Origin of the sequence: Acidovorax sp. 22279, from assembly GCF_052045435.1 — a bacterium.
GTDB classification, from domain to species: domain Bacteria; phylum Pseudomonadota; class Gammaproteobacteria; order Burkholderiales; family Burkholderiaceae_C; genus Acidovorax; species Acidovorax delafieldii.
This window is the reverse complement of sequence record NZ_JBQEOV010000006.1, coordinates 141,821-155,284: the sequence shown is the minus strand read 5'-3', so window position 1 is coordinate 155,284 and position 13,464 is coordinate 141,821. Positions and strand designations below refer to the sequence as shown.

Here is a 13,464-nt window from a genome sequence, read left to right as displayed (position 1 = left end):
GACAGTGCCGCACAGCGTGCGCACACAGCTTCGTCACCATTTCAAGCCAAAATGACTGCATGCGCTAGTAGAATATGCCTGAAAAGCTATCAATTAAATAGCGCCTTATCTCTTCACACGGCACCCGCGTGGGAAGGCGCGGTGGCGGACGGCTGCGGTGCCGGGCGCAACACGAAACCACCCAGCACGGCGGCCACCAGCGAGCACAAGGCCGACACCCAGAACGCCAGCTGGTAGCCCGCATTGAGCGCCTGCTGCACGCTGGCCCCGGCCTCGCGCAGGTGGTCGGTGCGCGCATCGGCCAGGCTGGCCAGGATGGCGAGGCCCAGCGCGCCGCCCATCATGAACGCGGTGTTCACCACCCCCGAGGCCAGCCCCGAGTCTTCGGGCTTCACATCGCCCATGGCGGCCAGTAGCAGCGGGTTGAGCGCAATGCCGGCGCCCACGCCCAGCAGCAGCATGCCGGGCAGCACGTGGACCACAAACCGCCCCTCGGTGGGCGCCAGCGCAAACAGGGCCAGGCCCACCGACGCCAGCAGCAGCCCCCAGCCCAGCGTGCGGCAAATGCCAAAACGCATCACCACCCAGGCCGACAGCCCCAGCGAGCAGCCCGCCATGATGAGGTTGGACGGCAGGAACGCCAGGCCCACCTGCATGGCGTCGTAGCCCAGCACCAGCTGCATGTACAGCGCCGACAGAAAGAACCACGCAAACATCGACGCCGCCCACAGCACGCCCACCACGTTGGAGATGGCCAAATTGCGCAGCCGCAACAGCGGCAGGGGCACCAGCGGCGCAGCCACATGCGACTCGATGAACAAAAACGCCGCCAGCAGTGCCGCCGCAGCCCCCAGCAGCCCCAGCGACTGCAGCGAGGTCCAGCCCGCCGCGTTGCCGTTGACGATGGCGTACACCGCCAGCATCAGCGACGCGGTGATGGTGAGGGCGCCCGCCACGTCCAGCCGCTGCCCGTGGGCCTGCCCCTTGCCGCCCGGCAGCAGCGCCAGGCAGGCCAGGTAGATGGCCACGCCCACGGGAATGTTGACCAGAAAGATCCAGTGCCAGCTCAATGCGCTGGTGAGCACCCCGCCCAACAGCACCCCAATGCTGCCACCCCCGGCACACACAAAGCCGTAGACACCCATGGCGCGCGCACGCTCGCCGGGCTCGGTGAACAGGTTCATGATGAGCGACAACGCCACGGCCGACACCACCGCGCCGCCCACGCCCTGCACCGCGCGCGCCGCCACCAGCAGCCCCTGCGTATTGGCCAGCCCGCAGGCCAGCGATGCGATGGTGAACAGCGTGATGCCCGCCAGGAACAGCCGCCGGTGGCCGTACAGATCGCCCAGCCGCCCACCCAGCAGCAGGCAGCCGCCAAAGGTGAGCATGTAGGCGTTGACCACCCACACCAGCGAGGTTTCGGTAAAGCCCAGGTCGGCCTTGATGCTGGGCAGCGCGACATTCACGATGGTAGTGTCGAGCACGATCATCAGCTCGCCCAGGCACAGCAGGATGAGTGCGGGCCAGCGAGCGCGGCCTTCGATGCGGAGGGTCATGGGACAGCGGAAATCAGAAGAGATGGACAGCGCAGTGTGTCACGCGCGTTGCGCTTGCGACTGGCGGAGTTCCACGCCAGTCCACCGGGTGCTCCCCCACCAGGGGGAAGCCGCGCAGCGGCTCAGGGGGTTCTCGTGTACTTGGCTTGCATGAACTGCTTCCAGCTGCCGTCCGGCTGCTGGCCGAATGAGGTGAGCGTGCGCTCATTGGCGCTGACGAGGGTGATCACGTCCCGGTAGCGCACGGTGACGCCATCGTTCTTGAAGCTGGGGCCTTCGGTCTCCAGCGTCAGCACCTTCTGGTCCGCATCGAGCGTGCCACGGTACACCCACAGGTGGGTCATCATCGAGCCCACCCAGGTGCCGACGAACGCCTGCTGGTCCGGGTCGTAGCCCAGCGTCATCAGCATGCGGGCCTCGCCGCCCCCGCCGGGCATGGAGCCCGCCCCTTCGCAGAGCACCCACAGACTGCCCAGCGCGCGCACTTGCTCGGTGCCCCGGCTTTGCGCGGGGGGGTCGCCCGGGCCCATGTCGGCCAGGGACTCGCAGGTCCAGTCGCCCAGCAGCTGCTGCAGCCAGCGGTGCATGGCGTGGGGTTCGGGGTTCATCATGGGGGGTCTCCTGGTGCCGTGTTGCGGGCGCTGCTCAGTCGCGGTCGGGCGCTCCGAGCGGAAAGTAGTGGCGGTAGGGGCGCCCGCCCTCCACCGCGCGTGCAAACGAGGGGCGTGCCAGCAACCGGGCACGGTAGGTGCGCAGCTGCGGGTAGGTGGCTGCGATGGGGTGCGTCCAGTCGGCATAGAACAGCGACGGCGCCGCAGCGCAGTCGGCCAGCGAGAACGACTCGCCCGCCGCCCAGGTGCGTCCTGCCCACATGCCCTCCAGCCAGGCGTAGGCTTTCTCCAACTTCTCGGTGGCCCAGGCCACGCCTTCGGCCTTGCGCTCGGCGTTGCCGGTCAGCGCGGCATTCACCGCGTGCTGCACCGGGGCCATCACGTGCAGGTCAAAGAAGCGGTCCATGAACCGCACGTCCAGTGCCGCCCGGGGGTCGGCGGGAATCAGCGGCACGGGCCCCGGGTGCGCGAGCTGCAGGTGCTCGATCACGATGCTGCTTTCGACCACCGTGTGGTCACCGTCCACCAGCACCGGAAACTTGGCCAGCGGCCAGTGGCGCAACCAGTCGGCCGAATGGCTGACGGGCTCTGCCGGGTCGAGATTGAGCAGTTCGAACGGTGTCCCGTTCTCGTACAGCGCGATCAGCACCTTCTGGGTGTAGGACGAAAAAGGGTGGCCATAGAGAGAGAGCATGCGGGTTCCTGTGGGGGAGTCGGTGGGGGTGATGGCGGTTGCACTCATTCAGGGGCCACCACCATCCAGGGCACGCCAAAGCGGTCGGCCACCATGCCAAACGCCTGCGAGAAAAAGGTCTTGGTGAGCGGCATCTGCACCTTGCCACCATCGGCCAGCGCGTCGAAATAGCGTTTGGCATCGGCCGCAGTGGCGGGGCTCAGCGCCAGCGAGATGCCCTGGAAGCTGGCGTGGCCCGAGCCCATGCCGTCCGACGCCATGATCTGCGTGTCGCCCACGGTGAACGAGGCGTGCATGACCATCTCGGGCGTGGGGCCCGGGCCGCTGCCATCGGCGCAGCCCTCGTCGGCGGCGGGCTCGGGGTTGTCCTTGTAGCGCATGAGCATGGTGACTTGGGCGCCCAAAGCGTGGCGGTAAAACTCCAGCGCTTCATCGCAGCGGCCTTCGAACATCAGGTAGGGCTCGACTTTCATGGGGGTCTTCTGGGGAACATGGACGGGGCAGGAAGGGTTTCGGCGTGCAATTGTGAACACCGTCCACAAACAATAACAAAGATAATGGACAGTGTCCACATCCCAACGATCCATGACCGTAAGCACCCGCAACAAAGCTGCCTCCTCCAGCGCACCCGCCGCACGCGCCACCTACCGCCACGGGGATCTGCACCGTGCGCTGCTGGACGCGGGCATCGAACTGGCGCGCCAGGGCGGGCCGGATGCGGTGGTGCTGCGCGAGGCCACACGCCGCGCGGGTGTGGCGCCCAATGCGGCCTACCGCCATTTCGCGAACCGCGACGACCTGCTGGGCGCGGTGCGCGCCGCTGCCGTGGCCGCCGCCGCGCGGTCCATGGAGGCCGAGCTGGCCCTTGTGCCCACCACCGGCACACCCACCGAGCAGGCCCACGCCAAGGTGCGCGCCGTGGGCGCCGGCTACCTGCGGTTTGCGCACACCGAGACGGGGCTCTTTCGCACCGCCTTCGGTGGCCGCTTCACGGTGCAACAAACCCCCGACCCCGCCATGGGCGGTGCCACGGGGCTGAACCCCTTCCAGCACCTGAGCGCCGCACTGGACGACCTGGTGGCCGCGGGCGCCCTGCCGCCCGGGCGCCGCCCCGGCGCCGAATACCTGGCCTGGTCCACCGTGCATGGCATGGCGCTGCTGGCCATCGACGGGCCGCTGCGCGGCACGCCCCAACAGATGCTGGACCTGCTGGGCCAGCGCCTGCTGGACATGGTGGAACGGGGGCTTTGAGCGCACCGCGCACGCCGAGTCCACTCAAGAACTGCCCTGGAACAGGCTTCGATGGTCCTATGGGCCGGTAGCGCCCACAAACAATGCCTTTGCCGCTATCTAATTTGCAGCAGATACTTCCCGTGCCTCATCCGGCCGCCAGCCCATACAGCCGCGCCGTGGCCTGCACCCGCGCCACCAGCGCGCGGCGCAATGCCACGGGCCGCAGCACTTCCACCTGCGGCGACAGCCGCATCAGCTGCCCGCAGGCATGCTCCACCGACTCGATGGGGATCGTCACGGCCGTGCGGCCGTCCTTGCGGCGGGACGGAGGGGCGGCGGCCACCGCACGCGCCACGGCGCTGCTGAGTGCTCGCAGCCCCCGCAACCCTTCGGGCGTGGCCAGCAGTGCGGCCTCGCCCGTGTACAGGCCTGACTCAAAACGCCGGATCGACGCGGCCCAGTAACCCGGCAGGTCAAAGCGTGCGGGGCGCCTGGCTGGTTGGTCCAGCGCTGTGGCCGCGAGGATGTTCGACACCCGGTAGGTGCGGGGTCCGCGCGTGTCGGCTCCCGTGGGCAAGGCCACCAGGTACCACATGCCCGCTTTCAGCACCAGGCCCAGCGGGCTCACCGTGCGCTCTGCCGTGCGCGCCCAGCCCTCGTAGCGCAGGGTGATCTGGTGGCCGCTCCACACGGCGGCTGCCACCGTGGGCAAATGCGGCGTGGGGTCGCTCTCGCGGTACCAATCCACGGGGTCCAGGTGCAGGCGCGTGCTCACGCGCTGCGCGTCGTCGCGCCAGGCGGCGGGCAGTGCGGCCAGCAGCTTCAGGCGCGCCCCCGCCACATCGCCGCCCAGGCCCAGGTCCTGCGCAGGGCCGGGCAGGCCGCTCAAGAAAACGGCCTGCGCCTCCGACGGCGTGAGGCCTGTGAGCGTGGTCTTCCAGCCCGGCAGCAGCGCAAAGCCACCATGGCGCCCCCGCTCGGCATAGATGGGCACGCCCGCAGCGCTGAGCTGGTCCACATCGCGGTACAGCGTGCGCACCGACACCTCCAGCGCCTCGGCCAGCGCCTGCGCGCTCATGCGGCCACGCGTCTCCAGCAGCATCTGAAGGGACAACAAACGGCTGGCGCGCATGGGTTTTGGCAGGGGTGGTGCAAAAAGACAGGACACCAAAGATAGCGCAAATACCTGCCATGGGTTGGCAGGTATCGGTGCGCACACTGCAGGCCTGTCTTGGCCTTGTTGCCCTCCCTACCTTTTCAGGAGCCCCCAATGCTCACCACCGATCCCCACGCCATCGTCGAACTGCGCCAGTACACCTTGCACCCCCAACAGCGCGAGGTGCTCATCGACCTGTTCGACCGGGAGTTTGTGGAAACCCAGGAGGCGCTCGGCATGCGCGTGCTGGGCCAGTTCCGCGACCTGGACCGGCCCGACCGGTTCGTCTGGCTGCGCAGCTTTGCCGACATGCAGGCGCGCCACCGCGCGCTGGAGGGCTTCTATGGCGGCCCCGTGTGGGCGGCACACCGCAACGCCGCCAATGCGACCATGATCGATTCGGACAACGTGCACCTGCTCTGCCCCGCCTGGCCCGGCGCCACGACGGCCCTGCCACACCATGCAAGGCCGCAGCCCGGCGCGCAGGGTGCCACCGCTGGCGTCCTGCAGGTCGCCGTGTTGCCGTTGCGTGAGCCCGCCACACCACCACTGCTGGACTTCTGCCGCCACCGCATGACGCCCACCCTGCAGCGCGGTGGCGCGCGCCAGATCGCCTGGTTCTGCACCGAGCCCAGCCCCAACACGTTTGCCCGCCTGCCGGTACGCGAAGGCGAACCCGTTCTGGTGGGCCTGGCCCTGTTTGGCGACGAGGCTGCGCTGACATCGTTTACCGACAGCGGGGTCTGGGCGCGTGACGTGGTGCCCGGTCTTGCGCCCTGGCTGGCGGCAGAGCCCGAGGTGCTCCGCCTGCAGCCCACCGCGCGCTCGGCGCTGCATGCGTGACGCACCGCACACCTCTCCCCTGACGCATCAACCACCACGGAGCCCCACCATGTCCACCTCAGCCCGCCTCACTCCCATCCCGTCGCCCACCGTGGCGCCCAGCGCTGCGCGCGACTTCGACTTTCTCATGGGCCCCTGGCGCATTCGCAACACGCGGCTGGTGCGCCGGCTCGCGGGCTGCCACGACTGGGAGGTGTTTGACGCCACGGGCACCGCACGTCCATTGCCCGGTGGCATCGGCAACTTCGACGACTTCACGCCGCTGGCATGGAAGCCCGGCTACGTGGGCATGGCACTGCGTGTGTTCAACCCCGTGACGCAGCGCTGGAGCATCTACTGGCTGGACAACCTCACGGGCGGCCTGGACCCGGCCAACGGCCTGCTGCTGCCGCCCGTGGTGGGCGGCTTCCAGGGCGGTGTGGGCCTGTTTGAAGGCGAGGAGCTGTTCAAGGGCCGCCCGGTGCGCGTGCGCTTCGAGTGGTCGCAGATGCACACCGGCGCCCCGCGCTGGCAGCAGGCGTTTTCGGACGATGGCGGCGCGACCTGGGAGGTGAACTGGGTGATGGAGTTTGCACGGCCTGTATGAGCGTGGTCAGCCCCCAGCACCAGGCCCAAAAATGGGAGACCCAACAACAGCCCCTGCCGCCTGACGGCAGGGTGCTGCCAGCTACCCCAAGAGGAGCAGGGACTCACGCCGCCTGAAGCGCGGCTTCCTGCACCGGGAAGTCTGTGGACGCCGCCACCGCACGCCACTGCGCCGTCTCTTTTGCCACAAAGGCATGTTTGTCGGCAATGGTCTGCAGCGTGTCCGTGCCCAGCGGCAGGCGCAGCGGCGGCGTGGGGCTGGCCACCAGCTGCATCACGGCCTGGGCCAGGCGCACCGGGTCGCCGGGCTGGTTCAGGTTGATGCGGCGGGCAGCCTCGCGCACGGCACCGGCGCTCTCGGCGTAGTCGTCCAGCACCCGGGGCGACACGGCCAGCGAGGCGCTGTCCAGAAACTCGGTGCGGAAGTACCCCGGCTCCACCACCGTGGCATGGATTCCCAGCGGCGCCAGCTCGGCATGCAGCGCCTCGGTGATGCCCTCGACCGCAAACTTGGTAGAGCAGTACAGACCAAACCCGGCGGCCGACTGCACGCCGCCCAGCGACGAGATGTTGACCACATGCCCGGCGCGGCGCGTGCGCATGGCGGGCAGCACGGCGCGGGTCACATGCAGCAGGCCGAACACATTGGTGTCGTACAGGCGCCGCACCTCGTCGGCGGTGGCCTCTTCCACCGCGCCGAGCAGGCCGTAGCCTGCGTTGTTGACCAGCACGTCGATGCGGCCGAAGCGGTCGAGCGCCGCGCCTACGGCATGGCGGGCCTGGGCCTCGTCGGTCACGTCCAGCGCCAAAGGCAGCAGGGCATCGTGTGCGCCCAACCGCTTTTCGACCGAGGCGGCATCGCGCGACGTGGCGACCACGGCATCGCCCTGGGCCAGCGCGGCCTCGGCAATGCGCGCGCCGATGCCACGCGAGGCGCCGGTGATCAGCCAGACGCTGGGGTAGGAAGAACGGGTGGTGGGAATGGCTGTGGTGGGGGTGGTGTGTGCGGCGTTCATGGTTGGTCCTTGAGGTGGTGTTGAGCAATGGGCGGTGCCCATGGCGGTGGACTTTAGGCAAGCCATTGCCATGCGACTAGCCCATAATCTCTGGATTCATTCGCAAGCAATGCTTGCCAATCCACCACGCAGCCGCCCCGCACAATGCCTGTCCACCATGGCCATCAATGAACTGCGCGCCATCGCTAACTTCGTCAAGGCCGCCGAGCTGGGCAGCCTGCGCCGGGCGGCGGCCGCGCAGGGCATCACGCCGCAGGCGTCCAGCCAGCTGCTGGTGCAGCTCGAATCGCACCTGGGCGTGCGGCTGTTCCACCGCACCACGCGCAGCCTGAGCCTGACCGAAGAAGGGCGCCAGTTCCTGGCGTCGGCGCAGCCGGGCCTGGCCACGCTGCAGCACGCGGTGCAGGGCGCGCGGCGCGGGCGCGAGGCCATGGCGGGGCCGCTGCGCATCGTGGCGCCGCGCTCCATCCTGCTGGAGGTGATCTGGCCGGTGCTTGACGAGTTCTGCCGCCGCCACCCGCTGGTGGAGCCCGATGTGCAGCTCGACGACCGCATCGGCAACTGGGTGGAAGACCGCGTGGATGTCGGCTTCCGCTCGGGCTACCCGCCCGAGGGTGGCGTGGTGGCGCGGCGGCTGCTCACGCTGCAGCTCATCGTGTGCGCCGCGCCTGCCTACATCGCACGCCACGGTGCGCCGGCCAGCATCGACGACCTGGCGCAGCACCGCTGCAGCGGCTTTCGCCATGCGTCCACAGGCAAGCCCATGCCCTGGGAGTTCCAGGTGGGCGACGACATCGTGGCGCGCACCATCCACCCCACGTTCTGCACCAACGACATCGAGGTGGAGGCCCGTGCGGTGCTGGGCGGCCACGCGGTGGGCCAGCTGGTGGGCGTGACGGCCGCGCCGCTGGTGCGCAGCGGCCAGCTGGTGCCGCTGCTGCCCCAGCATGTGGCGCAGCACCTGGCGCTCTACGTGTACTACGGCAGCCGCACGGCGCTGCCAGCGCGCGTGCGGGCCTTCATCGACCTGGCGGTGGAGATGCTCGCCAACAACCCCGCTTACCTGCTCACGCCCAAAGAGCTGGCGACCCACGGCCCTGCGGTGCAGAAAACGCCCCGGGCGCGAAAGCCCACGCCGTGAGCGCCGTGCTGACAGCTCAGAAGGTGTGAACGGATCCGGCGTGTCCGAGCAGGCCGCTAAAACACGGCCGGTCTAGGCGCAAAGCACAGCCATAGCGCGGGCTATGGCGAGCATTTGCAACGACGAGCAGGCGTGTTTTGGCGGGATGAGCGGGCATGATGGGTTCGTTCACACCTTCTCAGGCCGCAAAGCCGCCGTCGATCAGCAAGCTCGCCCCCGTCACCATGCCCGACTCCGGGCCGGCCAGATAAGCCACCATGCCCGCGATCTCATCGGGGTGGGCATGGCGGCTCAGGGCCATCAGGCCGTGCATGTCGCCCGCCATGGGGCCGTCAGCGGGGTTCATGTCGGTGTTCACGGGGCCGGGCTGCACGTTGTTCACCGTGATGCCACGCGGGCCCAGGTCGCGCGCCAGGCCCTTGGTCAGGCCCACGATGGCGGCCTTGCTCATGCCGTACACGCTGAATCCGGCCCATGGCACGCGGTCGGAGTTGGTGCTGCCGATGGTGATCACGCGGCCATAGGCACCGCCCTGGCCCATGTGGCGCACGGCGGCTTGGGTGGCTACGAACACGGCGCGCACGTTGACATTGAGCGTGTGGTCAAAGTCGGCCAGCGCAAAGCTGCCGATTTCACCCGCGATGGCGACGCCCGCGTTGTTGACGAGGATGTCCAGGCGGCCCAGCTCGCGCGCGGCGCGGTCCACCGCCTGCGTGAGGGCGACGGCATCGGCGCTGTCGGCCTGCAGGGCCAGGGCCTTGCCGCCGCTCGCAGCAATGTCCGCCACCAGCGCCTGCGCAGGCGCTGCGGAGCTGCTGTAGGTGAAGGCCACGGCCGCCCCGTCGCGCGCCAGACGCCGCACGATGGCCGCGCCAATCCCGCGCGCGCCGCCGGTGACGAGCGCGACCTTGCCCGCCAGCGGGCGACCAGGCGATGAAGGGGCGGAGACCGGGGATGTTTCAGACACAGAAGACATGGTGTTGTTTCTCCAACAAGATGTATGCAGAAAATGGTTCGCAACCGAACCGGGAAGACCTGCAGTGTCAGAAAAACACTCATGCTCCGGTAGCCATGAATGGGCTGTATATCTTTCAACCCTTGGTTGAAAATACACCGCATGCAACCCCTCAGCCACCTCGAATCGTTTGTGCAGTCCGCCCAGGCGGGCAGCTTTTCGGCCGCCGCACGGCTCATGGGCCTGACGCCCGCCGCCGTGAGCAAGAACGTGGCGAGGCTGGAGGCCAGCCTGGGCGTGCGGCTGTTCCAGCGCAGCACGCGCAGCCTCACGCTGACCGAGGGCGGGCAGCGCCTCCTGGCGCAAGTGGGCCCACCACTCACCGCACTGGCCGATGCGGTGGACCACGCGGCCGAGGCTGAGCAGCAGCCAGCGGGCACGCTCAAGGTCAGCATGGGCCAGGCCTTTGGCCGCGCGTACCTGGTGCCGCTGCTCACCGAGTTCTTGCAGCGCTACCCGGCCATCCAGCCCGACTGGCGCTTTGAGAACCGGCAGGTGGACTTGATCGGCGAGGGCTTTGACGCCGGCATTGGCGGCGGCCTGAACCTGAACCCCGACATGGTGGCGCGCACGCTGGGCCCCATCCACCTGGTGGTTGTGGCCGCGCCTGCACTGCTGCAGGGCCGCAAGCGGGCACCACGCCACCCGGCGGACCTGGCGCAGTGGGATGGCATTGCACGGCGCAACATCCGCACCGGGCGCATCAACCTCACCACGCTGCGCAACAAGGCGGGCGATGCCGCCCCCGTGGAGCTGCGCCCGCGCGTCGTGTTCGACGACCCCGAGGCCATGTGCCAGGCCGCGCTGATGGGCCTGGGCCTGGCCGTGCTGCCCATGCCGTTTGCGCAGCCCTGGCTGGCGCGGGGCGACTTGGTGCGGGTGCTGCCCGGCTGGTGGGCCGATGCAGGGCCGACATCGCTGTACTACCCCAGCAAGAAGCTGCTGCCCGCCCGCACCCGGGTGTTTGTGGACTTTGTGCTGGAGCAGTTCAGCACGCGCGGATTTGCGCAAAGGGTGCGTGGAGACTGACGGACGAAGCGGTGGTGCCAGGCCGCGGCAGCGCGGTGGCAATAATGGGCCTTTGCAACCGCTCTGGACCACCGTCATGCCCCAACACATCGGCATCGTGGGCTGCTCCGCCGAAGGGGCCGCCCTGTGTTACCGCACCCTGTGCGCCGAAGGCGCCGCATTGCTGGGCCGCCCGCATGCGCACCCCGAAGTGACGCTGCACACGCCGTCGCTGGCCGACTATGTGGACTGCCTGGACCGGCATGACCTGCAAGGCGTGGCCGACCTGATGCTGGCCTCCGCCCACAAGCTGGCGCGTGCAGGTGCAGATTTTCTGATCTGCCCCGACAACACCATCCACCAGGCGATGGACCGGGTGCTGCCCCATTCGCCGCTGCCCTGGCTGCACATTGCCGAGGTGGTGGCGGCCGAGGCGGCAGCGCGCGGCCACCGGCGCCTGGCACTCACCGGCACGCGCTGGCTGGTGGACAGCAGCGTGTACCCCGATGCGCTGCAGGCCCGGGGCCTGCAATGGGTGCGCCCCACCGAGGCCGAGCGCAGCGAGATCAACCGCATCATCATGGACGAGCTCGTGCCCGGCGTCATTCGCCCCGAGGGCGTGGCCCTGTTCCAGCAGATCATCGCCCGCATGCAGCGCGAGGACGGCTGCGATGCCGTGGTGCTGGGCTGCACCGAGATCCCGCTGATCCTGAGCGACGCCAACTCCCCGCTGCCCACCCTGGACTCCACCCGCCTGCTGGCCCGTGCCGCGCTGCGGCGGGCCGTGCAAGCGGACTAAACGCAACTACTTGAGCCGCTGCGCCACCACCGCATCCAGCGAGGCCATGAAGGTCTCCACGGCCCGCGTGTAGGCGCTCTCCAGGCCCAGCTGCGCGTTGATCTCGCCGTGGGTCAGCTCCTGCGGCAGCACCTCGGCACGGCCGCCCAGGTCGCGCACGCGGCGGGCCATGCCCTGGGCCTGCAGGCAGGGGTGGTCGGGGCGCTCGGTGGAACAGACCAACTGGAACGGCGGCACCGGCCCCGACAGCGCGTGGTACGGCGACACTGCGGCCCAGAACAACGGGTTGGCACCCATCACCTCGTCATAGAACGGGTAGTGCGGCGCGGTCATCACCACGGGCACATTGAGCGCCGCGCTGTCCAGCGACACCGTGCCCAGCCAGGGCCAAGCCCCCTCGCGCTGGGCCAGGGTGGGCGATGCATTGATGAGCGACACCAGATGCGCGCCCGCTGAGTGCCCCATCAGGATGAACCGCGATGCATCGGCGCCCCAGCTGGCGGCGCGGCTTTGGGCGGCGGCCAGTGCCATGGCCACGTCCTGCGCCTCCTGCAGCACGTTCACGGCGGGGTACAGGCGGTAGTTCACCGAGATGAACACAAAGCCCTTGGGCACCCAGCGCGCCACCTTCTCCTGCACCACGCGGGACATGGCCTTGTCGCCCGTGCGCCAGGCGCCGCCATGCACCATGAAGATCACCGGCGCGCGCGTACCGCTGGCCACCGCAGCACTGTTGGCGGCGCCGCCAGCAGCGGGCAGGTAGACATCCATGCGCTGCAGCGGGTCTGCGCCATAGGGCACATCGGCCACGCGCTGCACACCGGCGGGCAAGGCCGCAGCGGTGTCGCGCAACTGGGCAAAGGGCCCCAGCCCCAGCAGCTGGGCGTTGGCGGGTGGAGTCAACACGGCGGCCAGCGCGCACAGCGATGCGCCGAGGCCTGTGCGCAGTGAGGCGAACGCGAAGAGTGGGGTGGAAGGACGGGACATGCGGGATCTCCTGGCTCAATGAAGTAGAGATGAAAAATCAGGGCCGCGCAGGGCAGGCCATGGGGGCGCCGCTGGCGTCAAAGCAGCTGGCGCTGCGGGTGCGGCCGGTGTCCGCGGTGTACGAGCTGCTGGTCTGCACGCTGTTGCCAGTGGCTGCGCTGGTGGCCGTGGTGGTGCGGCCCTGGGTCACGCTGCCGTCGGCGCTGCGCGTAGCGGCGCCGGTGCTCTGCAGCGTGCCCCGGTCGCCCTGTGCGGCCAAGGTGCTGCTGTGGCTGGCCGTGCCATCGGCATTCCTTGCGCTCTGGCCCTGGCGCACCGCCATGGCGCCGTTGGGGCCCACCACGGCAGCGCCGCTGCGCACACTGCCGTGGCCCTGGCCGTCGGTGGTCACGCTGCGGCCGCGCAGCACGCCCCCACCGCCCGGCGCTGCGCGGACCACGCCGGTGCGGGCGGTGGTGCTGCCGTCGGCGTTGTGCTCCACCGTGTGGCGGCTGCGTGCGTTGGCATCGTTCGCTGCCAGATGCAACAGTGCCGCCACGGCCAAGGCGGCCAGCAGCATGGCGCGGTAAGTGGCAACGGGGGCGGTCGGTGTCGGGACGGAATGGAACATGGCGGTCGGCTCCTTGCAACAGAACAGGGGTGCGGAGCAGCGGGGTGCTGCTCTGGCCTGAACTATGGCCGCCAGGTATGAGCCAGTTGTGGCGCCCGCTGCACGATGTATGACAAAGCATGACAAACCACCAGCGCGTGTCATGCGTTGTCATGCACCGGAGCACCTACCCACGCTGGCACCCGGTGTTTTCGGCCCTACCATTGG

The 13,464-nt window shown here is 69.1% G+C and carries 15 protein-coding genes; 6 read left to right on the top strand and 9 right to left on the bottom strand.

Annotated elements, in window-relative coordinates; genetic code table 11:
- Positions 1-113 precede the first annotated feature (113 nt).
- The 4 genes from ACTJKQ_RS10085 to ACTJKQ_RS10070 form a co-directional block, all read right to left on the bottom strand.
- Entirely contained in the window at positions 114-1,559 is a 1,446-nt protein-coding gene (locus ACTJKQ_RS10085; RefSeq protein ID WP_440596743.1) for an MFS transporter, read from the bottom strand.
- A 122-nt stretch (positions 1,560-1,681) separates the two neighbouring features.
- Positions 1,682-2,170: a DUF1579 domain-containing protein gene (locus ACTJKQ_RS10080; protein ID WP_440596742.1), complete on the bottom strand. Its 489-nt coding sequence runs from the start codon at positions 2,168-2,170 to the stop codon at positions 1,682-1,684.
- A 34-nt stretch (positions 2,171-2,204) separates the two neighbouring features.
- On the bottom strand, positions 2,205-2,912 hold the full coding sequence (locus ACTJKQ_RS10075; RefSeq protein WP_440596741.1) for a glutathione S-transferase family protein: 708 nt from the start codon (positions 2,910-2,912) through the stop codon (positions 2,205-2,207).
- Positions 2,909-3,337 carry a VOC family protein gene (locus ACTJKQ_RS10070; protein WP_440596740.1) on the bottom strand — a complete coding sequence of 143 codons (429 nt, stop codon included), beginning with the start codon at positions 3,335-3,337 and terminating at the stop codon, positions 2,909-2,911. The genes ACTJKQ_RS10075 and ACTJKQ_RS10070 overlap by 4 nt, the downstream gene beginning before the upstream one ends.
- 112 nt (positions 3,338-3,449) lie before the next feature.
- On the opposite strand from ACTJKQ_RS10070, the gene ACTJKQ_RS10065 reads away from it, so the two are divergent.
- Positions 3,450-4,115, top strand: a complete 666-nt coding sequence (locus ACTJKQ_RS10065; protein ID WP_440596739.1) for a TetR/AcrR family transcriptional regulator — start codon at positions 3,450-3,452, stop codon at positions 4,113-4,115.
- 127 nt (positions 4,116-4,242) lie between these two features.
- On the opposite strand, the gene ACTJKQ_RS10060 is transcribed toward ACTJKQ_RS10065, so the two are convergent.
- Positions 4,243-5,229, bottom strand: coding sequence for a helix-turn-helix transcriptional regulator (locus ACTJKQ_RS10060; RefSeq protein ID WP_440596738.1), 987 nt, complete (start codon positions 5,227-5,229; stop codon positions 4,243-4,245).
- A 138-nt stretch (positions 5,230-5,367) separates the two neighbouring features.
- On the opposite strand from ACTJKQ_RS10060, the gene ACTJKQ_RS10055 reads away from it, so the two are divergent.
- Positions 5,368-6,096, top strand: a complete 729-nt coding sequence (locus tag ACTJKQ_RS10055) for an NIPSNAP family protein (protein ID WP_436076798.1) — start codon at positions 5,368-5,370, stop codon at positions 6,094-6,096.
- A gap of 49 nt (positions 6,097-6,145) precedes the next feature.
- Positions 6,146-6,682, top strand: coding sequence for a hypothetical protein (locus ACTJKQ_RS10050; protein WP_440596737.1), 537 nt, complete (start codon positions 6,146-6,148; stop codon positions 6,680-6,682).
- A gap of 103 nt (positions 6,683-6,785) precedes the next feature.
- Here ACTJKQ_RS10050 and ACTJKQ_RS10045 read toward each other — a convergent pair whose 3' ends face one another.
- Positions 6,786-7,697: an oxidoreductase gene (locus tag ACTJKQ_RS10045; RefSeq protein WP_440596736.1), complete on the bottom strand. Its 912-nt coding sequence runs from the start codon at positions 7,695-7,697 to the stop codon at positions 6,786-6,788.
- 157 nt (positions 7,698-7,854) lie between these two features.
- Between ACTJKQ_RS10045 and ACTJKQ_RS10040 the strand changes: the two genes are divergently transcribed.
- Positions 7,855-8,838 (top strand): LysR family transcriptional regulator, encoded by a 984-nt coding sequence (locus ACTJKQ_RS10040; protein ID WP_440596803.1) that lies wholly within the window; start codon positions 7,855-7,857, stop codon positions 8,836-8,838.
- Positions 8,839-9,016: 178 nt separating this feature from the next.
- Here the strand turns inward: ACTJKQ_RS10040 and ACTJKQ_RS10035 are convergent, their stop codons facing one another.
- Positions 9,017-9,814 (bottom strand): SDR family oxidoreductase, encoded by a 798-nt coding sequence (locus ACTJKQ_RS10035; protein WP_110960826.1) that lies wholly within the window; start codon positions 9,812-9,814, stop codon positions 9,017-9,019.
- A 141-nt stretch (positions 9,815-9,955) separates the two neighbouring features.
- Here ACTJKQ_RS10035 and ACTJKQ_RS10030 point away from each other — a divergent pair, with 141 nt between their 5' ends.
- Both ACTJKQ_RS10030 and ACTJKQ_RS10025 read left to right on the top strand, forming a co-directional pair.
- Complete coding sequence (locus ACTJKQ_RS10030) at positions 9,956-10,882, top strand: LysR family transcriptional regulator (protein ID WP_436076794.1); 927 nt, start codon at positions 9,956-9,958, stop codon at positions 10,880-10,882.
- Between the two features lie 76 nt (positions 10,883-10,958).
- Positions 10,959-11,660, top strand: a complete 702-nt coding sequence (locus ACTJKQ_RS10025; protein ID WP_440596735.1) for an aspartate/glutamate racemase family protein — start codon at positions 10,959-10,961, stop codon at positions 11,658-11,660.
- 6 nt (positions 11,661-11,666) lie between these two features.
- Here ACTJKQ_RS10025 and ACTJKQ_RS10020 read toward each other — a convergent pair whose 3' ends face one another.
- Together ACTJKQ_RS10020 and ACTJKQ_RS10015 are read right to left on the bottom strand one after the other, a co-directional pair.
- The gene (locus tag ACTJKQ_RS10020) at positions 11,667-12,647 is read right to left on the bottom strand and encodes an alpha/beta hydrolase (protein WP_440596734.1); all 981 of its coding nucleotides are present in this window, start codon (positions 12,645-12,647) and stop codon (positions 11,667-11,669) included.
- Positions 12,648-12,684: 37 nt separating this feature from the next.
- Positions 12,685-13,257: a hypothetical protein gene (locus ACTJKQ_RS10015; RefSeq protein WP_440596733.1), complete on the bottom strand. Its 573-nt coding sequence runs from the start codon at positions 13,255-13,257 to the stop codon at positions 12,685-12,687.
- Positions 13,258-13,464: the final 207 nt, after the last annotated feature.

Coding starts and splice junctions, on each gene's coding strand:
- ACTJKQ_RS10050 (WP_440596737.1), top strand. CDS start 6,146: ATGTCCACCTCAGCCCGCCTCACTCCCATCCCGTCGCCCACCGTGGCG.
- ACTJKQ_RS10035 (WP_110960826.1), bottom strand. CDS start 9,814: ATGTCTTCTGTGTCTGAAACATCCCCGGTCTCCGCCCCTTCATCGCCT.
- ACTJKQ_RS10025 (WP_440596735.1), top strand. CDS start 10,959: ATGCCCCAACACATCGGCATCGTGGGCTGCTCCGCCGAAGGGGCCGCC.
- ACTJKQ_RS10045 (WP_440596736.1), bottom strand. CDS start 7,697: ATGAACGCCGCACACACCACCCCCACCACAGCCATTCCCACCACCCGT.
- ACTJKQ_RS10015 (WP_440596733.1), bottom strand. CDS start 13,257: ATGTTCCATTCCGTCCCGACACCGACCGCCCCCGTTGCCACTTACCGC.
- ACTJKQ_RS10065 (WP_440596739.1), top strand. CDS start 3,450: ATGACCGTAAGCACCCGCAACAAAGCTGCCTCCTCCAGCGCACCCGCC.
- ACTJKQ_RS10080 (WP_440596742.1), bottom strand. CDS start 2,170: ATGATGAACCCCGAACCCCACGCCATGCACCGCTGGCTGCAGCAGCTG.
- ACTJKQ_RS10030 (WP_436076794.1), top strand. CDS start 9,956: ATGCAACCCCTCAGCCACCTCGAATCGTTTGTGCAGTCCGCCCAGGCG.
- ACTJKQ_RS10085 (WP_440596743.1), bottom strand. CDS start 1,559: ATGACCCTCCGCATCGAAGGCCGCGCTCGCTGGCCCGCACTCATCCTG.
- ACTJKQ_RS10075 (WP_440596741.1), bottom strand. CDS start 2,912: ATGAGTGCAACCGCCATCACCCCCACCGACTCCCCCACAGGAACCCGC.
- ACTJKQ_RS10020 (WP_440596734.1), bottom strand. CDS start 12,647: ATGTCCCGTCCTTCCACCCCACTCTTCGCGTTCGCCTCACTGCGCACA.
- ACTJKQ_RS10040 (WP_440596803.1), top strand. CDS start 7,855: ATGGCCATCAATGAACTGCGCGCCATCGCTAACTTCGTCAAGGCCGCC.
- ACTJKQ_RS10070 (WP_440596740.1), bottom strand. CDS start 3,337: ATGAAAGTCGAGCCCTACCTGATGTTCGAAGGCCGCTGCGATGAAGCG.
- ACTJKQ_RS10060 (WP_440596738.1), bottom strand. CDS start 5,229: ATGCGCGCCAGCCGTTTGTTGTCCCTTCAGATGCTGCTGGAGACGCGT.
- ACTJKQ_RS10055 (WP_436076798.1), top strand. CDS start 5,368: ATGCTCACCACCGATCCCCACGCCATCGTCGAACTGCGCCAGTACACC.